The following is a 20,189-nucleotide window of genomic DNA, read 5'->3' as shown; positions in this document are numbered from 1 at the left end:
AATCATTCCAAACCCTAACAAAGAAAGCATTATCCATCACCTCTTAAAAAATTAGAAAATTCTATTAATTTATGTTATAGCATTAGAATTAATGTTAAAGTTTGGTATTTTTAAATAAGGTAACTTCAAACTAAACCTAAAAACTAAAAAAGCCGCCTTGTAGGCGACTGGTTTAAGCTAGGTCAGCTGTTATGGACTGCTTTTGAAGGTGATCAGACAGCAGGCTGTAGGCGATAATCTTCTTTTTGTATTGTTTCACGACGTCGACATGATCATGATAGCTATATACGCATAGTCGAACATCGTTTTTCCCTTTTTTCGTATCGATAACAAGTGGAGTTTCACTGTCTTCTAGGTGTTTATAATAGTCCTTATTTCCTTCATGGACATAATATTGTTTTAAAAATGTTGCTTTATTAAAATAATCAATCACTTGCATTTTGTCTTTGCCTTCTAAATGTTTCCCATCAACTGTGACAGTAGCGTTTTGATCATCAAGTGTTGGGTGTAATTGAAATTTAGTCATAAGCCATTTGACCACTGGAGTTGGAAGACACGTTATTAATATTTTGAGTGCACTTACAAGAATGATGGAAAGTAATACAATCCATGTCATAGTTAATCATCTCCGCTTAAATTAAATAAGATTACATACTTATTTTACCACAGAGAACGTGATTGCTTTTTGTACATTATGTGAACCTTCTTTAGTGAAAAGATGTATATGAAATGCGTTTATTTATGCACATTTAGGGAAATATAAAATTATAACAAATACTACATATAAAAAAGGAGAAAAAATTATGTTGTGGACGATTATTGGACTTTTATTTATTTTTTGGTTATTAGGATTAGTTTTTCATATTGGCGGCGGCATCATTCACATTCTTCTTGTCATTGCAGTGATTGTGCTGATCGTAAAACTTGTGAAACGAATTTAGATATAAAAAGCCTTTCCTTAGGGAAAGGCTTTTTATGTGGAGAGATTATAAAAATGAGCTGTATTTCGATATAAAAAATCATATGTCTCCGTTACAGAAACCCTTTTGAGAAGTGCTATTTCCTGAACGGACTGATGCATCATTGATGGAACCGTTGTCTGGTTTTGAAAAGGTCCTTCAAATGGCCACGGACCATCTGTTTCGACCATCAAGTAGTCAAGAGGGTAATCTGTGGCAAGCGCTTGGATTTTAGGTTTATATACAATATCAGGTGTAAGGGAAATATAGTAGCCGTTGTTTTTCATTCGTTCAACGGTTTTTTTAGCTCCTTTGAACCAGTGGAAGTGAGCTTTAGGCACAGAATGTTTTTCTAGTAAGTCGCACACGATCTCAGCATCTTCATATACAGCGTGAAGAATTAACGGTTTCCCCCATTTTTTTGAATGAATAATAAAAGCTTCAAGCAGCTCCAAATAGGGCTCTAGAGAAAGAGTATAGGTCTGACTTAAGTAATAAGGTAGACCAACCTCCCCAACAGCGATCATTTCTTCATTGTTTTGATCAATCCAAGCAAACAGCTCCGCTAATTCATTTGAAGAAGGCAGCATTTGTTCAGGGTGAAATCCGTAGGCAGGTTTCACGCAGGAATATAACTTGCTGATTTTTTGATTAAGTTGGCAAGAGTGTAATGTAGAAGATACAGAAATAAGCGCTTGTAACGAAGGATCCTGCTCAACTATGTCTTTCCAGCTTTTCTGTTCATATTGATCTAGATGAATATGCGAGTCAATAATGCGTTTCATAAATAATGCTCCTCCCAGCCTATTTTGTTTAAAAATAATACGTAAGAGAGTGTATGATTCTGTTAAGCCTCCACTTTATTTCTTATTTGTTTTCTGTTCCCCCATTTAGTAATAGATGAGAACGTATAAACAATAAGAGCTAACCAAATAAAACTAAAAGCAATAACATGAGCTTTTGTTAGCGATTCATGGTATAGAATGACTCCTGCTAGTAAAGACAAGGTTGGTGAAATATATTGAAGAATACCAAGCATTGATAATGATACTTTTTTAGCACCTTTTGTGAATAATAGGAGTGGTAAAGCTGTAACTACTCCACTGCCCATTAATAAAAGACTTGTTGAAAAAGAATCAAAAAACTGCAAGTGTGATTGAAACGTAAGGTAGCCTATGTATGCTAATGCAATAGGGGAGATGACCATCGTTTCAAGAGTTAATCCAATCGTTGAATCAGCTTTAATCTTTTTCTTTGCCAAACCATATAATCCGAAGGTAACAGCTAAGCTAAGCGAAATCCAAGGAACCACACCATAATGAAGACTAAGCGTTAAGACGCCGATTCCTGCTAGTATAAATGCAAAAATTTGAGCCCCGCTTAATCTCTCTTTTAAGAAAATAACACCTAATAAAACACTTGTTAGGGGATTAATATATTGTCCAAGGCTCGCTTCTACTATTTTTCCATTAATGACAGCCCACATAAAAATGCCCCAATTTGCACTAATAAGTACAGACGCAGTAAAAAGGGACCAGAATAAGGATGGTTTTTTCACTATTTCTTTTATAAACGTAATGTATGTACGCCATTTCTTTGTCATTAATAAAAGAATAAGCATAAAAATAAAAGACCAAAAAACGCGCTGAGCTAAAATCTCACCTGGTGCTACGTGGTGAACCAGCTTCCAATAAATTGGCGTGAGCCCCCACATAAGATAAGAAAGGACCGCATATATCACACCATCTCTGTCGGGATTTAAGTTCATGTGAAACCTTCTTTCTAACATAAGATAAAATCAGTAATAAAAGTCATAGATTAACATAAAAAAGCAGCATAAACGATTATATCACAGAGAAAAACGATTCTTCACATGTTGAATGGCTCAAAAAAGCGCTATGCGCCAGGTCATTGCTTTTCTATGTCTAAAATAAAATCAAATTGCGTGTTTCTAACAAGGTAAGTGCTTACACAAGTGTGCATGATAAGCACTCTTTCAGCTTATATTCAAGTGGTTATGAAAAACAGTTGATTTCCCCATTAGAAACTGTCAAGCTTAGGGAAGAAGAAAATCTTAGATGAAAGAATATATAGGTGACGAATATGATCGAAATAAAAATGTCTACGATAAGCGATGGAGAATTTAACAGAGGTGTATTTGCTAAGCAAGATATTAAAAAAGGAACGCTTATTCACGAAGCTCCTGTTATCGCTTATCCTAATAAAGAGCATGATTTTATTGAGAAAACAACACTAGCGGATTATGCTTTTGAATATGGAGTGAATCATACGGCTATTCTTTTGGGATACGGTATGCTGTTTAATCACTCGTATACACCCAATGCTACGTATGAAATTAATTTTGACAATCATACCTTTGATTTTTATGCATATACGGATATCCAAGCAGGAGAAGAAATTCTCATCAACTATAATGGAGATGAAGATGATCAAGAGCTCCTTTGGTTTGATCGTGAAGATGAAGAAGAACAAAAGTAAAAAGTTAAGCCCATCGAAAATCGATGGGCTTTTTATTATGCTTTTTTATCTGGATACATAGTAGAGTTCAAACGGATGAATTGGTAAATATGCGTAATAATAACTTTTAAAACGGCATATCCAGGAACGGCTAAAATAATACCGATGATTCCGAATAAGTTTCCGGCGGTTAGAATGACAAAAATGACCGTAATCGGGTGAATATCCAGGCTTCTTCCCATAATTTGCGGAGAGATTACTTTGCCTTCAAGCAATTGAACAACTGCCCAGACAATGGCCAGTTTTACAAGCATGAAAGGAGACGTAATAAACGCAATAATAATGGCTGGAATAATGGCGATAATCGGACCAAGGTAAGGGACAACATTGGTTACCATGGCGATAATCGCTAGAAGTAATGCATAATCTAACCCAATAATCAGATAGCCAATGAAAAGCAGTACACCTATACAAATCGCAACAAAAATTTGCCCGCGAATATATGCGCTTAATGCATGGTTCATGTCGGCTAAAATGAATTTAGCTTCAGAACGAGAGCGGTTTGGAAGCAGTTTTACAATGTAATTAGGTAAGTTTTTCCCATCTTTTAATAAGTAGAAAAGAATAAAGGGTAAAACGGCAACCGATAATATAATTTCTGTAATGGTGCCGACAAAGTTCACAATACCGCTTGAAAATCCAGAAACATATTTGCTCAAGTGTTTTGATGCATCTTTTGAAATCTTATCTAGGTCCGTGTTAGCCGACTGAAGACCTTGTTCGACATATCGGTTATTCGAAAGGTTCGTCACCGCATGCTGAACGTCATGCGTCAGCTCTGGGATATTATCAATAAGACGGTCAACTTGATTTTTTAGAGGCGGAATAACCGATGAAATAATAATGGCTAATGCGCCGATAATCACTATGTATAAAACAAGAATGGAAATAATTCGTTTTACACCTTTTCGTTCTAAAAAGTCAACAAGCGGATTAAATAAATAAAAGCAAATTCCTGCTAAGATAATCGGCAGTGCGATTGTTTTAATAAAAATAGAGATAGGAATTAAAATAAATCCGATTTTTGATAACGAAAAAATAGTCATGCTGAGAATAAAAATAATAATTGTATATACAACAAATTTATTATTTAAGATTTTTTCTCGGAAAAAAGTTCCTTTCTGAGGTCTAGGTTCCAAGCTGTTCAACTCCTTTAAAAAGTAAATGTATAGTTATCATACCCTGATTTAGACTAATTTAAGAGGGTTTTTTACAAAGAAGTGTGCATACTAGTAGAAAATCTTCTAGAAAGAAGGGGTGAAATCATTGAAAGAAGACAAACAGCCCTCGTATCGTGATTTCTCTACAGTAGAAAAAAGCCACGAGTATATAACCGCTGAAGAATTTCCAGACGGTCCCTTCGGCTCTCCGGTTAATCAAAAACTGGGGAAATCTACTTCATGGGAAGAAGGGCAGCGAACGTATAGCGCATTTAATTATGAAAACAAAAATCTTCATGAAAAAGCGCAAAGATTATTTCCAGGCGCTCATCCTGTACATGATAACCCAGAGGAACATGAACAAAATCCAAGTTAATGTCTTTATTATGCTCTGAATATATTGCCCTATCTTTTTGCTGAATTATGTTGACAATAAGCAATTTAGCCTGTAATATAAAACGTAACTTATCACTATTTCTACAGAATTCGACAAAATTTGATTTACTTAAACTTGTGATCTCAACTTCTATTTACAGCTATTAGAGCGCTGTAAGTAGAAGTTTTATTTATGTTATCGATCAAAAAGAAAAAAGCAGGTCTGCTCAAGCAGGCCTGCTTTTTTTATTATTGAACAGCGTCAAATTTATTTACTTTCCACTGAGAATTAGATTTATAGAATGTGACAGTTCGTTTTACACTGCCGCCATCTACAGTTGGAACTGTGAATTCATAAGAGCGAACTGTTGCTGTTTGATACACAAGCTTTGTTCTTGCTTTTGACCACTCTAACATGCTGAATCCGTCGCCGATTGGATGTGCAAGTTTACCGTTATATGTGATATAGCCGTAATTTGTTAATCCTTTTTCTACTGCACTATTTGTAAACGTCTCAGATAAGTAGCTTGATAGCTTAGCTTTTGTATCAAATTCAGGGCAAAGGTACACGTACTCAGTTCCTTTATATTCAAATGTACGTTCTGTACATGGTTTGTTTTTATAACCGTGCAGAGCACTCCAGAAATGATTGCTGGCACTAGCTGCAATTTTGACAGCATTTGCATCCGTTAGTGTTGAAGATGTTGTTTGTGCTGTAACTCCAGTGCTTAGTGTAAAGAAAATAGCGATTGATGATAAAACTAGTCCAATTTTTTTCATTTCTAACTCACTCCTAATTAATTAACCTTATTTATGTAACAATTATGTGTTTTATATTTCTTTTGTTACATTTATATTACAATAAATCTGTAATAAAAGAAAGTGTTTTGTCTTTTTTTCTTAAATTTTTTTAGATTTTTACTAGTTTCTGAAATAGATATAGTAAATAAATTGCGGATAAATGTTGATTTATTAGGATTTTCAAACCGATTTTTCTATTTTATATTCGTTTTGTTACAAATAATCTTTTTTGTAACAAAAATGTAATAAAAGAAGCTGAATACTTTTAGGATACAGAAAAATAAAGATAAAACGGTGAAAAAGCGATTTTAAAAGTTTATTTTCCTTTTTTTGGGCATATTTCTTTTTCGGTTTTGAGCTTTTTAGTAGAGTAGATTAAGAGGAGGCGAAATCATGAAAGTCATTATACATAGTGAGAAAAGCGGTATAGAAGGCATGAATTACAGAGATCTTCAGGAGATGCCCCCTGAAAGAGGAGAAGTAAAAGTAAGGTTAAAAACAGCAGGTTTAAACCGGAGAGATTTATTTGTTATGAATAATAGAGGCAAAGGAGATAAGCCGTTTATTCCCGGTTCAGACGGTGCAGGTATTATAGAAGAAGTGGGAGAAGGCGTAAAAGGTTTAAAAATTGGAATAGAAGTGATCATTAATCCAAGTCTGGAGTGGGATCGTATAGAGGACATTCCGTTTACGCCTAAAATTTTAGGTGGTCCATCGAATGGAACGTTTGCAGAGTATGTAATCATAAAAGCGGATAATGTTGTGCAAAAGCCGCCTTATCTATCTTGGAAACAAGCGGGAGTTCTTTCATTATCAGCTTTAACTGCGTATAGAGCTCTCTTTACAAAAGGGCAGTTAAAAAAAGGAGAACATCTACTTATTCCTGGTATAGGGAGCGGAGTCGCGACTTATGGCTTGTTATTCGCAAAAGCTATCGGAGCTGACGTAACGGTTACTTCTAGAAGTGATGAAAAAAGAAAGCAAGCCCTAAAGTATGGAGCTGATTATGCATTAGACAGTGGAAGTAACCTAAAAGAAGAAATCAACGATAGAAAAGTAGATATCATACTTGATAGTGTGGGGGCAGCTTTATTTCCGACGTATTTTGAAATACTAAAGCCAAATGGAAGAATTGTTAATTTTGGTGCGAGTTCTGGAAATGAAGTTGAATTGCCTCTAAGAACTATTTTTTATCCTCAATTCAATATACTTGGCACATCTATGGGAAGTCAGGAAGAATTTGTGGACATGATGGATTTTATAGAGAAACATCAAATTAAACCAATCGTCGATAGATTCTATCCGCTTTCAGAGGCAGCTGCAGCTTGCGAACGATTAGATAAAGGAAAACAATTTGGCAATATAGGTTTACTTATTTCAGAATAAAAAAATCCCCGGCGCTAACTGGGGACTTTTTTATATAATCAAACGTTTGTTTAAATGAAAGAAACAAGGTAATAACAGGATTTTTAGCAGTTTTTTATCATAACCACCAAGCCAATGAAAAGGTAACAAATCCTCCTAGTATCAAAAATCCCATGCTGTATTTGAGCGTGTATTTAAACAGTTCACCCTCTTTTCCGGCTAAACCTACTGCTCCAGCAGCGACAGCAATTGATTGAGGAGAAAGCATTTTAGCCATCACGCCGCCGGCAGTATTAGCCGCTACAAGAATAATTGGCAAGACATTAATTTGCTGAGCAGTAGTTAGCTGCAAGTTGCCGAACAGCGCATTATTCGATACGACAGACCCCGTTAGAAATACGCCAATCCAGCCAAGAAATGGAGATAAAAATGGAAAATAAGCAGCTGATGTAGCGAGTGCCAATCCAAGTGTAGAGGACTGTCCTGAATAATTTGAAATAAAAGCAAAAGCAATGACCATCATAATCGTCATAATAGGTCTTGATAGTTCTTTTACGGTTTCCAAAAGAGTGGTCCATGCCACTTTTGCCGATACGTTAAGCAAGAAAACTGAAAGGATACAAGCGATAAGAATTGCCGTACCTGTTGCTGCAAATAAGTCTATTTTTAAGACAGCAGCGTAAGGCGTAGGATCTTTTACTAAAGGCGCTGCTTTAATTACGTGATTGTGTAAAAATGGGACGTTAATAAGCAGGTTCAGATGTTCAAGCGCCGTTTTGACAAAAGAAATGCTCCAAGCCGTAACGAGTATCGTTAATAGAATAAAAGGAGACCAAGCCTTTAAAATTTGTTTTGGTGACAGGCTGAAGCTTTTAGCTGCTGCCGGGCTTGTTCTTTTAATATAAAAAGCAAGAGCAAGCAAACTCACAATAGAAGATGTGATATTTGGAAGTTCAGGGCCGATGTATGTAACAGTTAAATACTGCGTCAGTGCATAGGAAATGGCTGTGATGCTCGTTGCTTTCCATACGTCTTTTAATCCTTTTATCCCATCCATAATAAAGACAAGTAAAAAAGGGATAAGAAAAGAAATAATCGGAAGCTGCGTGCCAAGAAAATGAGCAATTTCTTTTGGATCAATGCCAGATACTTGTCCTGCGACAATGACAGGAATCCCCATGGCACCAAAAGCTCCTGAAGCTGTATTAGCAATTAAGCATAGCGCCGCTGCTTTTAACGGTTTGAATCCAAGTCCAACTAGAAGCGCTGCTGTAATGGCAATTGGAGCTCCAAATCCTGCTGCTCCTTCTAAAAAAGCATTAAAGGAAAAAGCAACAAGCAGCATTTGCAAGCGGGGGTCATCGGTTATTGAAATAATAGATTGCCTAATGGTAGTAAACTGTCCGCTTTTGACAGTTAGCTTGTATAAGAACACCGCGCCGATAATAATATAGCTGATGGGCCAAAGTGCATACAAAAACCCATAGCCTGTGGCTCCTAAAACCATTGAGGCAGGCATATCATAAAAATAAATAGCAATAATCATAGAAAGAAGTACCGTAATACCAGCAGCAATGTGTCCTTTTAATTTCCAAAGAGTTAAAGCAATAAAGAAAAAGATGATGGGGATGAGTGCAATTAGTGCAGAAAGCCAAATATTATTTAACGGATTATATACTTGAGTCCACGTCATATTCATACACCTCTACTACATATTTAAAACAAGGGAGCGGGGGAGTCCCCCGCAAAAATCTTTTGATGTTACACAAAAGCTCTGTCGCGAGTTTGCTTAAGAATGCTAGCAGAGTGCTCGAGCTGCTGCTGTTCGTGAGGAGTTAAATTCAATTCAATAATTTGGCGCACGCCGTTTTTATTAATGATAGCCGGCACGCCGATATACACATCAGAAATACCGTATTGTCCTTCTAATAAAGCAGATACCGTTAAAATAGAATTTTCATCATCTAAAATAGCCTTGGTTATGCGTACAAGTCCCATCGCAATTCCGTAATAAGTCGCTCCTTTTCGATTAATAATATGGTAAGCCGCATCGCGTGTTTGTTCGAATAGATGCTGCATATCCGGCTCTTTTTCAATAGCAGCAGTATTGATAAAATGTTCGAGCTTCACACCGCCAATTTGCGCGTGGCTCCAAACAGGAAATTCCGTATCTCCATGTTCCCCCATAATATAAGCGTGGACGTTGCGAGAATCTACTTCGAAATAGTCGCTTAACAAGTAGCGGAAGCGAGCTGTGTCAAGAATCGTTCCTGAACCAATTACTCGTTCGTTTGGTAATCCTGATACTTTTTGTGTAACGTGTGCGAGAATATCAACTGGATTTGTTGCCACTAAAATGATGCCGTCAAATCCGCTGTTCATAATATCTTTTACAATGCATTCAAAAATTTTAACGTTTTTTTCAACTAGATCTAAGCGCGTTTCCCCTGGAGCTTGATTAGCGCCCGCTGTAATAACTACTAAATCAGCATCAGCGCAGTCTTTATAATCTCCAGCCCAGATTTTCATCGGTGTGGCAAATGGCATTCCATGATTGATATCGCGTGCTTCGCCTTCTGCTTTTTCTTTGTTCATATCGATTAACACTAATTCATTGGCAATACCTTGATTCACCATTGAAAAAGCGTAGCTTGAGCCAACAAAACCAGTTCCGATAACGGCAACTTTTCGTGTCTTTGGTGTAAATTGTGTTTTCATTTGTATCATCCTTTGAATTTTATTTTGTGATGTTTTTCACAATGTTAGTGTAACAAGAATAAATACCCTCGGCTGTGATAAAAATCACACCCTTAAAAAAATAGTAAACAATTTTACAGGGCGATTTAAAAAAGGGTTCTTCTACATGAAGTGCCACATTTAGAAAGATCTTAAACGTTTAAAGTGTTGAGTAAAGGCAACTTGTTTTGCAGAAAGCTAAAGAGTTTAACATTCTCTATTTGTATGTTAACAGCCAATAATGTTTCTATAGACCCACACGAAATCCATTTGTTACACTAAGTTTGCTTATTTTGAATAAAGGAGTGGAAGGGATGGAGAACTACTATGAGCAAGCCCAAAAAGGCGCTTGGGTTAGTATCTTATCATATATCTTTTTATCAGCATGTAAACTTATTATTGCGGGTGTCACCGCTTCCTCTGCTTTAAAAGCCGACGGTCTTAATAATGTTACAGATATTATTGCATCAATTGCCGTCTTAGTCGGCTTAAAAATCTCTAAAAAACCTCGCGATAATGATCATCCCTATGGACATTCCAGAGCGGAACATATCTCTTCACTTATTGCTTCTTTTATCATGATGGTCATCGGACTAGAAGTATTGGTCGACGCGGGTCAGTCATTATTTATGGACAAATCTGAAGCGCCTAATTTACTGGCTGCTTGGGTAGGTCTTGGAGCGGCTGCTGTTATGGGTGGTGTCTACCGGTATAATATTAAGCTTGCTAAAAAACTTGATAGCCAGTCTTTATATGCGGTTGCTAAAGATAATTTGTCTGATGCACTTGTGAGTATAGGGGCTGTTGTGGGAATTTTCGGCTCACAATTCGGCCTGCCCTGGCTGGACGTGGCAGCTGCTTTTGCTGTGGGAATTATTATTTGTAAAACAGCCATCGAGATTTTTAAAGAAGCGGCTCACTCCTTAACGGACGGATTTGATGAAGAAAAGTTAGGGCACTACAAAGAAAGCATTGGGCTTGTAGAAGGTGTAAAAGAAGTAGAAGATGTGAAAGCGCGCAAGCTTGGTAATCAAGTCGTGATTGATGTAACTGTTAAAGTAGATCCCCATTTAAATGTTATTAAAAGCCATGAAATTGCTGATCAAATTGAACATATGATGAACGATGAGCATCAGATTAAAGATACGCTTGTTCATATTGAACCTGATGCATACGAAAAGCAAAAATAAAACCAGCACGTTCTTTCGTTATGAAAGGATGGGCTGGTTTTATTTTTGGAGAAATTTGAAATAAATCACAAAAACTTCTTCAAAAATGAAAATGAAAAGCCGTTATTAGTAATATAAAGATTTTTGTAGAAGGGTGAGGGAATGAAGAGGTTAAGTGCAAAGCTCGTAGTATTTTTTAGTATTTTTATAGCTATTTTATTATTAGTTGTTTCAGGGGCTGTTTATCAATTTACCAAAACACAAATAGAAAAAGATGTAGAGAGTCAGTCTCAAAGTCAAGTGAAAGAGTTAAAAGAAACGATTCATACGTACTTAGACATGTATAGTCGTTCTTTGCTGACGTATAGTGAAAATGATGTAATCGTTAATTTTGTTAAGCAGGAAGGAAATCAAACAAACCAAGAGAAAAATCCGTATTTTACATGGAATACGGTTCAAAAAGAGTTTACGCAGTTTAAAGAAAAATATCCAAACCTGGCACTTGAATACATAGGCACTAAAAATAAGGGAATGTATTCTGTTCCCAAGCAAGAGTTTGGTTCAAACTATGATCCGACTTCCAGGGTGTGGTACAAACAAGCAGTAGAATCACCTGAAGAGGTTGTTTACACGGATCCATATGAAGATGCAGCAACGAAAAAGACGGTTGTGACGATTGCAAAGGCTATTTTAGATCCAGATACTAAAAATGTGCTGGGCGTTATAGCTACTGATTTAGACTTAGATGCATTAAAAAACATTGTAGGTAAAGCAGAAGTAAATCACGGTGGATATGCATTTTTATTTGATCAAAATGGCACAGCGCTCGTTCATCCAACAGAAGCTGGAAAAAATTTAATGAATCAGCCATTTATGAAAAAAATGTACGAAGCAGACCGGAATAAAGATTTCATGAAGTATACCTTTCAAGGTGAAGAGAGAGTGATGGCATATGATACTCTCGAAGGAACAAATTGGAAGATAGGAAACGCCTTTATTTATAATGAAATGCTCTCAAGCGCTCATCATTTACTGAATGTGATTGTCTGGATTGCGTTAATTGGCATCTTATTATCAGTGGTGTTAACCATCTTTTTCTCAAGAATCATTACGAATCCAATTCGCCGCTTGAAAAACGAAGTAGCCAAAGTAACAGCTGGCGATTTAACAGTTCAGGTTCAGACGAAGTCAAAAGATGAAATTGGTGAACTTACTCATTTATTTAACGATATGGTAGCTAAAATGAAAACATTGATTGGCACGGTTCAGACGTCTGTTGAGACAGTAAAAACGTCTGTTGAAGACTTGAGTGCTGTATCTGAAGAAGCAACTGCATCCAGTGAAGAAATTGGCCGGGCTATCCATGAAATTGCCAGCGGCGCCACGCAGCAGGCTTCTGACGCTGACTCTACTAATCACAAAACGATGAGTTTATCTTCACAAATTGAAGAAGTCATTGAACAAAACGCCGAGATTAATAAAATGACGATTGAAGCTGTAACCATCAATGAAAAAGGCTTAAAACAAATGCAGCTGCTTCGCAACCAAACTACCGAATCATCTCAGACGATTCACGGTGTTCAAACGGTAATGGAAGAGTTAACAAGTAAGATGAAAGAAATTGAATCTATTATTTTTACAATTAATAGCATTTCAGATCAGACAAATTTACTTGCACTAAATGCTAGTATTGAAGCAGCTCGTGCAGGAGAACATGGCAAAGGATTTGCGGTAGTAGCTGAAGAGGTACGAAAACTTGCTGAACAGTCCTCTCAGGCTACTGAACAAGTTCGCCACACGATTGCAGCGATTCAAGGGGAAGTCGCAGCTGCTCGTGAAGAATGCAACCGGACAGAAGAACTTTCAAAATCTCAAGACTTTGTGGTAGGAGACACAGAACAAGCTTTTCGTGAAATTGCTACTACCATTGAGCAGGTGGCAGCGGCTGTCGAACATGTAACAAGCAGCATGGACAGCATTGATGAGCATAAGGAAGACGTGGTAGCGGCCATTCAAAGTATAGCAGCTATTGCACAGCAATCAGCAGCAGGAACGGAAGAAATTACGGCTTCTACAGAAGAACAAATTAGAGCTATTTCTACTGTTTCTCAATCGGCTGAACATTTGCAAGAGATTAGTGAAGAATTGGCGAACTTGATTCGTCAATTTAAAATTAAATAAAAAAGAGCGCCAATAACATATTGGCGCTCTTTTTTATTTAATAGGAAAACAAGTTGCTGTACGGTAAAAAAACCTGCTGATCTGGAGGTGCAACAGCTGACACGCGCTGATGTGTAAACGGGTGTATAAAAGAAAGCTTAATGGCATGTAAAGCTTGCTGCTGATCTTTTAATCTCTTTCCGCCATAAAGCGTATCACCAAGTAGTGGATGGCCGATGTGACTCATATGAACACGTATTTGGTGAGTGCGTCCGGTCTCGAGCGAAAGTTCAATAAGCGTTTCATTTTTTGCCATATTGCGCTTTAACACGCGATAAGATGTTTTGGCAGCTTGTCCCGTTCTAGATACTCTTCTTCTCGTAGCGTGATGGCGATCGCGTCCAATAGGTTCATTAACGATTCCTTGCTCTTGTTTCATGAGTCCTTGGACAAGAGCAACATAAGTCCGGTCAATTTTACGTTCAGCCAGCAGCTGGTCAAACACAGAGCTTGCTACAAAATGCTTCGTGAATAAGATAGCACCTGATGTATCGCTGTCCAAACGGTGAACGTGTCTAGGCTTTGTTTTGAGGCCTATTTTTTGAAAATAAGCAGCTACAGCATTTAAAAGAGTTTTTTGGTCCTGCTCTGATGAAGGATGAGTATTTAGGTTTATTGGTTTGTTTACAATTAGCACGTGTTCATCTTCAAACAAAATCTCTATATTAACATTGTAAGGTGTTATTTCATCAGGTTCTGCTTCAAAAAAAGGGAGTGACACTCTATCATTTTCCTTAAGAGTGTTCCTCCATGGTAAAGGTTCACCGTTTATAAGCACATTTTTATTCATCCGAAACTGATGCAGCGTTTTTTTAGGAATACGCCATTTCGTTTTTAAATAATCTTCAATTGTTTGCCCTGCATCATTTTTTGCGATTTTATCTTCTAGCCATTGGCCGTGTATACTCATATTTAATCCCTTCCTTACATACTAGTAAATATCCTTTAATCTTTAAAAAGAACTTGTAAATAATTAGGAGGAAATAACTACCTGAAGTTCTCGTTTTATGTTTATGTTATGCTAAATAAAGAGACATAAGTTAAGAGAAAAAAGGGGGGGTAACCATGAAAATTGCCCAAGCAGCTCCGCCAGAAATGGAGAATTACATAGAAGAGTTGACTGAACAGCTTCGCTATGACTTGTTACCTCGGTATGTATCTGTAGATAAGCTTAATCCTGATGGATTATTAAATCCAGATTATTGTACAGACCATTTATATAATGGCTTACTCGATGAAGCATTGCAAGTCATTAGTAGCCTTCAGACAATAATTGCCGTAATTGAAGCGATTCAACATCGGCCGATTGAAGAAAGCGACTGCGAGCAATTCGAAAAAAATATTGCAATTTTAAAAAAATACGGGTTTTTATTTCCTGTTTCCATTGAGTGTTTTGCAAAAGAAAACAATTTGATTACGTATTCGTATGAATCGTTTTATAATTCATACATAAATTAAAGAGGCTGGGAGAAAAGTATTTTAGCCTAAGTGAAAAACGAACTATTGATCAGCAAGTTTGATGAGTGGTTCGTTTTTTTTTATGGTGAATACAACTTCATCTGTTTCGTCCTTCCAGCAGTTGATTGAAGGGCAAGGCGAAGACTCTTGCGGAAAAAGCGGGACAGATGAGACCCCGCAGGAGCGTAAGCGACGAGGAGGCTCAGCGCCCGCCCGCGGAAAGCGAAGCCTTGCATGGAAATCAACGGCGGTGTCATAAGCGGTTCAGTTCATGTATCTGATTTGTTCGTCTTTAGGTTGGATTCATTTAGTTCTGTACCGGCCTCTTTTTAATCATATATTTCAGACTTCTATTGGACATTCAAAAAGAGCTTGTGATATGGTCAAACTTGTATAAATCCATCAAAAAATAAATAGGAGCGAAAACATGACAAAAGCAAAATTATGTTTTATCGGTGCAGGCTTTCACGCATCAACGAACATTTACCCCTCTGTTATTGAAGCGGGAGCAGAAATTAAAGCAATTTCCACACGCAGTATCGAAAGATCAAAAACTGCTCTTCAACGATTTGGGAGCAGCGGTACGCCGTACGATGATTATAAGAAAATGCTAAAGCAAGAAAAGTGCGATGGAGTAGTGGTTGTGGCACAGCCTGAAGATCATCCTGCTTTGGTGCTGGATTGCATTCGAGCAGGACAAAATGTTTATGTGGACAAGCCTTTGGGGATGAATGAAAGAGAAGCAAAAGAGATTTCAGATGCTGCTAAGCAAGCTGGCGTAAAAGTTATGGTAGGTTTTATGAAGCGCTATGCGCCTTGTTATATGAAGTTAAAAGAATTAATTGAAGAAGGTAGCCTAGGAAGTGTCCGTTCATTTCAAGCAAGATTTGCTGTAGACAGTACCCCTTTTTGTAAAGATGAAGAGCAGTTTATGAAGCTTGCTGCCATACATATTGTTGATCTCGTCCGTCACTTGTTCGGCGAAGTCGTTCACGTGACAGGGTTCAGAAATAATCATGGTGAATATATTTCAAATAGTATTTCGCTGAAGTTTGACAATGGCACTGTAGGGAGCCTGTATTTTACTGGCATGACAGCATGGTCTCGAGAAAGTGAAAACTTATTAGTGACATTTGACGATGGCTTTGCTTTTGTTGACGAAATAAATTCATTAACTATTCACGAATCCCAGACTTTTGATGAATTACCGTGGAAATCATTAAAAGAAAACGATCGTGTGTTTACACCTTCTGCTTCACCGATGTCGGGAGCTTATCGAGATCTTTACCTTCGTGGTTTTGTTGGAGAGATGGCTCATTTTATTGAGTGTTGTACAAATGACCAAGAACCTCTTTCCAGTGGGAGCGACAATGTAAAAACGATGAGATTATGTGATCAAATACTGTCATCTTTAATGTAAAGAAAGCTTTAAAGAAAAGAATGTATGATGAATAGCTTACTGTAAATTATGTAAATCATACTAAATAATGTTATGATTAGACAGGTCGTATAAACGAAAGCATTTACCTTTCATAAGATTACAAAACGTTTCAATCTTATTACATATGTTTAAAATTAGCCTAAATGGTTTCTTTTTACGCCTATATCATATACAATGCCCCCTAGATGATTTTTTCGAATAGCTAATAATCGTTTGGGATTACGAAAGGAGATTAATCATGAGAAAACTGATGTATACATTGCTCATTGGGTTAATTGCTGCAGCTTTAACAGCTTGTGGTTCAAACGATGATGCAAAGCAATCAAAGAACGATGATCAAAAAACTGCACAAACTGAGAAGCAAAAAGAGGCTCAGGAAAAGCAGGAAAAGCAAGCAAAAGAAATGCAGAAGAAATTAGATAAACAAAAAGTAGATGAAAAGAAAACCGTAGCAGTTGTAAACGGTAAAAAAGTTTCGGGTGAAGAATATAATGCAGCCCTGGCTACATCACAAAATCAGTACCAACAAATGGGACAAGACCCAACTTCTAAAGAAGCAGCTAAACAAGTAAAGCAGCAAACAATTGACAATTTAGTAGGTCAAACGCTGCTATTGCAAGAAGCTGAAAACAAAGGCTATAAAGCAACTGATGAAGAAGTAAATAAAAAGTTAAAAGAAACGAAAAAGCAGTTCAAAACAGATAAACAGTTCAAAGCGGCTTTAAAAGATGCAGGAATCACTCAATCACAATTAAAGTCTGAGCTGGCTGACAGCATTAAATATCAGCAGTACGTAGATAAAGATATTCAAACACCTGAAGTAACAGATAAGGAAATTCAAGATTATTACGATCAATTTGCAAAACAAAGCCAAAGTCAAGCAAGCGGCAGTAAAGAACAATCTCAAATGCCAAAGCTTGAAGACGTAAAGCCTCAAATTAAGCAGCAGCTTGAACAACAAAAGAAACAAGAAGCATTACAGAAAAAAGTTGAAGAACTTAAGAAAAATGCAAAAGTTGAAGTGAAGCTTTAAATACAAATGAAACGGCCCTTTAAAGGGCCGTTTTTTTGTTATGTACATTTATTGCTTCTTGTCAGTAAAAAGGGGTGCGTGAAAGATTTTAATGTATTTTGACTTATAAGGTAAAAAGTGTTCTGATGGTTTGCCTTTCATCCTATACTTTTCTTATATAGATATAAGAGAAATGGGGGGAGTCGATAAATGAAAAAGGTGGCTGTTTTTTTTGTTGGGCTTGTTTTTTTACTCGCAGGGATGGGTCTGACAGGCAATGCTTCTGCGGCGTCAAATCAACTTATTATCATTAATAAATCTACTAACACCCTTGCTTTTTATAATGGAGGGAAATTAGTAAAGACGTTCAAAGTTGCGACAGGGAGGCAGATGAGTTATACACCAGAGGGTACTTTTAGCATTGTGAATAAAATTAAAAACCGACCTTATTATAAAGACAACATTCGGGGAGGAGATCCTAGGAATCCACTAGGTGATCGCTGGCTAGGATTAAATGCGCGCGGAACGTATGGCACCACGTACGCTATTCATGGAAATAATAATCCAAGTTCTATCGGGACCTACGCAAGTTCAGGGTGCATTCGTATGTATGATGAAGAGGTACGCTGGCTGTTTGACCGCGTTCAAACCGGTACAAAAGTGGTTATTGGTCAATTTCATTCTCAAAGTTTTGATTCAATCGCTATGAAAAACAAATACAAAATAAGCAGTACTCCAGTTGCCCAGAATCTTTGTAAAACGAAAAAGCTCTCAAAAGGCCAAATTGGTTTTGTAACGATTCAATCACCGATGGTTTTGTTAAAAGAAGAACAAGGAAAATGGGTAAAGATTCGTACGTTAAATCGAGGTGAACGTTATAATGTATATAAAATAGATGGCATTAAAGTCTCTTTAGGACCAGGATTTATTGAAAATTATCCTAATAAAAAAACATCCATAAAATTAGATATTTGCAAATAGAAAATGAGGCTGGGACAAAAGTATTATAGCCTAAGCGAAAAACGAACCATTGATCAGAATTTTGATTCTTGGTTCGTTTTTTTTATTATGGTGAACGCCGGTTTCATCTGTTTCGTTCCTTCTAGCAGTTGATGGGAGCTGCGGCAGCCCGCGGAAAGCGAAGTCTTGCACGGAAGTCAACAGTGGTGTCACAAGCTAATGTATCCATTTGTTCGTCTTTAGATTGGATTTATTTCGTTATGTCTCACCCTCATTTTTTGAATTTTTAATAATGTTTATTATAATAAAAAACAGGGAAACTAATTGCCTAATGAAGAGAGAGAAAGGGTTGTTTGAGCGTATGTCTACAATAGACTTATCAAAATTCGAGAAAAAAATGATTATTCGTAACATCAAACCGGACGATATAGATGAAATTTTAGCACTTCAAAAGCTATCATTCCCCGGAATGGATCCGTGGAAAAAAGAACAGCTTGAAAGTCATCTGGCCATTTTTCCAGAAGGACAAATATGTGCAGAGTACGACGGGGAAATTATCGGATCTTGTTCCAGCTTGATTGTGAACTTTGATGAGTACGATGATCAGCATACGTGGGACGATATTACAGACGAAGGATACATTACAAATCATAACCCGGAAGGCTACAATCTGTATGGAATTGAAGTAATGGTTCATCCAAAGTATCGCGGCATGAAAATAGGACGCCGCTTATATGAAGCGCGTAAAGATTTAGCACGTGAATTGAACCTTAAAAGTATCATCATCGGAGGAAGAATTCCTAATTATCATAAGCATTCAGCTGAAATGTCGCCTAGAGAGTATGTAGAGCAAGTTATTCATCATAAAATTTATGATCCAGTACTATCTTTTCAGCTAATGAACGGATTTACGCTTATGCGTATAAACCCTGGTTATCTTCCTGATGACCTAGCTTCTAATAAGTATGCAACGCTGATGGAATGGAACAACGTAGATTATGTTCGCCGTTCAAAACGCCATTTTAAAACATCATTCCCAGTGCGTATTTGTGTTGTTCAGTATATGATGAAACAGATCAATTCATTTGAAGAGTTTGCAACACAGGTAGAATATTATACAGATGTTGCTTATGATGCAAAAGCCGACTTCTGCGTATTCCCGGAAATTTTCACAACTCAGCTCATGTCTTTCTTGAATGAAAAGATTCCAAGCAAAGCGGTTCAGCGCGTAGCAGAATATACGGAAGAGTACATTGAGTTATTTACTAACTTAGCGGTTAAATATAACGTAAATATTATTGGAGGATCCCACTTCGTCGAAGAAGATAATGGAGATATCTTTAATATTGCCTATCTATTCCGCCGAGATGGAACAATTGAAAAGCAGTACAAAGTGCATATTACACCTAATGAAAGAAAATGGTGGGGAATTAGCCCAGGAGATAAAGTTGAAGTGTTTGATACAGATTGCGGGAAAATTGCGATCCAAATTTGCTATGACATTGAATTTCCTGAGCTTGCTCGTATTGCTACAGATAAAGGTGCAAATATTATTTTTACACCATTCTGTACGGAAGATCGTCAAGGCTATCTGCGCGTAAGATATTGCTCTCAGGCTCGTGCGATCGAAAACCAAATTTATACGGTTATCGCAGGTACGGTTGGAAACCTGCCTGAAACAGAAAATATGGATATTCAGTACGCTCAGTCTGCTATTTTTGCACCGTCTGACTTTGAATTTGCACGAGACGGTATTGTAGGAGAATGTAACCCTAATATTGAAATGGTGGTTATTGGAGATGTAGATTTAGAAATTCTTCGTCGCCAGCGTCAATCAGGAACGGTTCGTCAATTAAAAGATCGACGCCATGACGTTTACAATATTAAATATAAAAAATAACGCAGTTTCTAAAAACATCATGCAAATGCATGGTGTTTTTTATTTCAACTTTTGCCATAATAAAAACTATTACAATGAATTTTGTGGACTAACCA

General features: G+C 37.0%; 20 protein-coding genes. 12 read left to right on the top strand and 8 right to left on the bottom strand.

What is annotated here, in order from left to right; genetic code table 11:
* Positions 1-172: 172 nt before the first annotated feature.
* Positions 173-616: a YfmQ family protein gene (locus SCI76_RS11480; protein ID WP_028414332.1), complete on the bottom strand. Its 444-nt coding sequence runs from the start codon at positions 614-616 to the stop codon at positions 173-175.
* A gap of 187 nt (positions 617-803) precedes the next feature.
* On the opposite strand from SCI76_RS11480, the gene SCI76_RS11475 reads away from it, so the two are divergent.
* Positions 804-941, top strand: a complete 138-nt coding sequence (locus tag SCI76_RS11475) for a lmo0937 family membrane protein (protein ID WP_013055244.1) — start codon at positions 804-806, stop codon at positions 939-941.
* Positions 942-973: 32 nt separating this feature from the next.
* Here the strand turns inward: SCI76_RS11475 and SCI76_RS11470 are convergent, their stop codons facing one another.
* On the bottom strand, positions 974-1,744 hold the full coding sequence (locus SCI76_RS11470; protein WP_063247699.1) for a TatD family hydrolase: 771 nt from the start codon (positions 1,742-1,744) through the stop codon (positions 974-976).
* Between the two features lie 62 nt (positions 1,745-1,806).
* Positions 1,807-2,727, bottom strand: a complete 921-nt coding sequence (gene rarD / locus SCI76_RS11465) for an EamA family transporter RarD (protein WP_063247700.1) — start codon at positions 2,725-2,727, stop codon at positions 1,807-1,809.
* A 335-nt stretch (positions 2,728-3,062) separates the two neighbouring features.
* Here rarD and SCI76_RS11460 point away from each other — a divergent pair, with 335 nt between their 5' ends.
* On the top strand, positions 3,063-3,458 hold the full coding sequence (locus SCI76_RS11460) for an SET domain-containing protein (RefSeq protein ID WP_028414329.1): 396 nt from the start codon (positions 3,063-3,065) through the stop codon (positions 3,456-3,458).
* A 35-nt stretch (positions 3,459-3,493) separates the two neighbouring features.
* On the opposite strand, the gene SCI76_RS11455 is transcribed toward SCI76_RS11460, so the two are convergent.
* Entirely contained in the window at positions 3,494-4,636 is a 1,143-nt protein-coding gene (locus tag SCI76_RS11455; RefSeq protein ID WP_013081622.1) for an AI-2E family transporter, read from the bottom strand.
* Positions 4,637-4,763: 127 nt separating this feature from the next.
* Between SCI76_RS11455 and SCI76_RS11450 the strand changes: the two genes are divergently transcribed.
* Complete coding sequence (locus SCI76_RS11450; protein WP_048020643.1) at positions 4,764-5,033, top strand: hypothetical protein; 270 nt, start codon at positions 4,764-4,766, stop codon at positions 5,031-5,033.
* 248 nt (positions 5,034-5,281) lie between these two features.
* Here SCI76_RS11450 and SCI76_RS11445 read toward each other — a convergent pair whose 3' ends face one another.
* Positions 5,282-5,812 (bottom strand): IseA DL-endopeptidase inhibitor family protein, encoded by a 531-nt coding sequence (locus SCI76_RS11445; RefSeq protein WP_407545206.1) that lies wholly within the window; start codon positions 5,810-5,812, stop codon positions 5,282-5,284.
* Positions 5,813-6,226: 414 nt separating this feature from the next.
* On the opposite strand from SCI76_RS11445, the gene SCI76_RS11440 reads away from it, so the two are divergent.
* A complete protein-coding gene (locus SCI76_RS11440; protein WP_063247702.1) occupies positions 6,227-7,219 on the top strand; it encodes a zinc-binding dehydrogenase in 993 nt (330 codons plus the stop codon).
* 97 nt (positions 7,220-7,316) lie between these two features.
* On the opposite strand, the gene SCI76_RS11435 is transcribed toward SCI76_RS11440, so the two are convergent.
* Entirely contained in the window at positions 7,317-8,897 is a 1,581-nt protein-coding gene (locus SCI76_RS11435; protein ID WP_407545205.1) for a lactate permease LctP family transporter, read from the bottom strand.
* Positions 8,898-8,959: 62 nt separating this feature from the next.
* The gene (locus SCI76_RS11430) at positions 8,960-9,916 is read right to left on the bottom strand and encodes an L-lactate dehydrogenase (protein ID WP_013081626.1); all 957 of its coding nucleotides are present in this window, start codon (positions 9,914-9,916) and stop codon (positions 8,960-8,962) included.
* A 332-nt stretch (positions 9,917-10,248) separates the two neighbouring features.
* On the opposite strand from SCI76_RS11430, the gene SCI76_RS11425 reads away from it, so the two are divergent.
* Both SCI76_RS11425 and SCI76_RS11420 read left to right on the top strand, forming a co-directional pair.
* A complete protein-coding gene (locus SCI76_RS11425; RefSeq protein WP_407545204.1) occupies positions 10,249-11,124 on the top strand; it encodes a cation diffusion facilitator family transporter in 876 nt (291 codons plus the stop codon).
* Between the two features lie 141 nt (positions 11,125-11,265).
* Positions 11,266-13,284 carry a methyl-accepting chemotaxis protein gene (locus tag SCI76_RS11420; protein ID WP_407545203.1) on the top strand — a complete coding sequence of 673 codons (2,019 nt, stop codon included), beginning with the start codon at positions 11,266-11,268 and terminating at the stop codon, positions 13,282-13,284.
* 37 nt (positions 13,285-13,321) lie between these two features.
* Here SCI76_RS11420 and SCI76_RS11415 read toward each other — a convergent pair whose 3' ends face one another.
* Complete coding sequence (locus SCI76_RS11415; protein WP_048020635.1) at positions 13,322-14,233, bottom strand: RluA family pseudouridine synthase; 912 nt, start codon at positions 14,231-14,233, stop codon at positions 13,322-13,324.
* Positions 14,234-14,388: 155 nt separating this feature from the next.
* On the opposite strand from SCI76_RS11415, the gene SCI76_RS11410 reads away from it, so the two are divergent.
* The 6 genes from SCI76_RS11410 (at position 14,389) to SCI76_RS11385 (ending at position 20,094) form a co-directional block, all read left to right on the top strand.
* Positions 14,389-14,781 (top strand): YhcU family protein, encoded by a 393-nt coding sequence (locus SCI76_RS11410; RefSeq protein ID WP_407545202.1) that lies wholly within the window; start codon positions 14,389-14,391, stop codon positions 14,779-14,781.
* 61 nt (positions 14,782-14,842) lie between these two features.
* A complete protein-coding gene (locus SCI76_RS11405; RefSeq protein ID WP_165635921.1) occupies positions 14,843-15,040 on the top strand; it encodes a hypothetical protein in 198 nt (65 codons plus the stop codon).
* A gap of 168 nt (positions 15,041-15,208) precedes the next feature.
* On the top strand, positions 15,209-16,201 hold the full coding sequence (locus tag SCI76_RS11400; protein WP_028412595.1) for a Gfo/Idh/MocA family protein: 993 nt from the start codon (positions 15,209-15,211) through the stop codon (positions 16,199-16,201).
* Positions 16,202-16,460: 259 nt separating this feature from the next.
* Positions 16,461-17,255: a SurA N-terminal domain-containing protein gene (locus SCI76_RS11395; protein WP_033580669.1), complete on the top strand. Its 795-nt coding sequence runs from the start codon at positions 16,461-16,463 to the stop codon at positions 17,253-17,255.
* A gap of 189 nt (positions 17,256-17,444) precedes the next feature.
* A complete protein-coding gene (locus tag SCI76_RS11390) occupies positions 17,445-18,215 on the top strand; it encodes a L,D-transpeptidase (RefSeq protein ID WP_033580668.1) in 771 nt (256 codons plus the stop codon).
* 340 nt (positions 18,216-18,555) lie between these two features.
* Positions 18,556-20,094: a carbon-nitrogen hydrolase family protein gene (locus SCI76_RS11385; protein ID WP_013055260.1), complete on the top strand. Its 1,539-nt coding sequence runs from the start codon at positions 18,556-18,558 to the stop codon at positions 20,092-20,094.
* Positions 20,095-20,189: the final 95 nt, after the last annotated feature.

The organism is Priestia sp. HNGD-A6 (genome assembly GCF_045784335.1).
GTDB lineage: Bacteria > Bacillota > Bacilli > Bacillales > Bacillaceae_H > Priestia > Priestia zanthoxyli.
The sequence above is the reverse complement of the archived record's forward strand: the minus strand, read 5'-3'. Positions and strand labels throughout refer to the sequence as shown.

Bases quoted from the DNA above. Each gene is read 5' to 3' on its own strand.
- SCI76_RS11430 (WP_013081626.1), bottom strand. From the start codon at position 9,916: ATGAAAACACAATTTACACCAAAGACACGAAAAGTTGCCGTTATCGGA.
- SCI76_RS11415 (WP_048020635.1), bottom strand. From the start codon at position 14,233: ATGAGTATACACGGCCAATGGCTAGAAGATAAAATCGCAAAAAATGAT.
- SCI76_RS11470 (WP_063247699.1), bottom strand. From the start codon at position 1,744: ATGAAACGCATTATTGACTCGCATATTCATCTAGATCAATATGAACAG.
- SCI76_RS11460 (WP_028414329.1), top strand. From the start codon at position 3,063: ATGATCGAAATAAAAATGTCTACGATAAGCGATGGAGAATTTAACAGA.
- SCI76_RS11425 (WP_407545204.1), top strand. From the start codon at position 10,249: ATGGAGAACTACTATGAGCAAGCCCAAAAAGGCGCTTGGGTTAGTATC.
- SCI76_RS11475 (WP_013055244.1), top strand. From the start codon at position 804: ATGTTGTGGACGATTATTGGACTTTTATTTATTTTTTGGTTATTAGGA.
- SCI76_RS11440 (WP_063247702.1), top strand. From the start codon at position 6,227: ATGAAAGTCATTATACATAGTGAGAAAAGCGGTATAGAAGGCATGAAT.
- SCI76_RS11445 (WP_407545206.1), bottom strand. From the start codon at position 5,812: ATGAAAAAAATTGGACTAGTTTTATCATCAATCGCTATTTTCTTTACA.
- SCI76_RS11385 (WP_013055260.1), top strand. From the start codon at position 18,556: ATGTCTACAATAGACTTATCAAAATTCGAGAAAAAAATGATTATTCGT.
- SCI76_RS11390 (WP_033580668.1), top strand. From the start codon at position 17,445: ATGAAAAAGGTGGCTGTTTTTTTTGTTGGGCTTGTTTTTTTACTCGCA.
- SCI76_RS11395 (WP_033580669.1), top strand. From the start codon at position 16,461: ATGAGAAAACTGATGTATACATTGCTCATTGGGTTAATTGCTGCAGCT.
- SCI76_RS11405 (WP_165635921.1), top strand. From the start codon at position 14,843: ATGAGTGGTTCGTTTTTTTTTATGGTGAATACAACTTCATCTGTTTCG.
- SCI76_RS11420 (WP_407545203.1), top strand. From the start codon at position 11,266: ATGAAGAGGTTAAGTGCAAAGCTCGTAGTATTTTTTAGTATTTTTATA.
- SCI76_RS11410 (WP_407545202.1), top strand. From the start codon at position 14,389: ATGAAAATTGCCCAAGCAGCTCCGCCAGAAATGGAGAATTACATAGAA.
- SCI76_RS11435 (WP_407545205.1), bottom strand. From the start codon at position 8,897: ATGAATATGACGTGGACTCAAGTATATAATCCGTTAAATAATATTTGG.
- rarD (WP_063247700.1), bottom strand. From the start codon at position 2,727: ATGAACTTAAATCCCGACAGAGATGGTGTGATATATGCGGTCCTTTCT.
- SCI76_RS11480 (WP_028414332.1), bottom strand. From the start codon at position 616: ATGACATGGATTGTATTACTTTCCATCATTCTTGTAAGTGCACTCAAA.
- SCI76_RS11400 (WP_028412595.1), top strand. From the start codon at position 15,209: ATGACAAAAGCAAAATTATGTTTTATCGGTGCAGGCTTTCACGCATCA.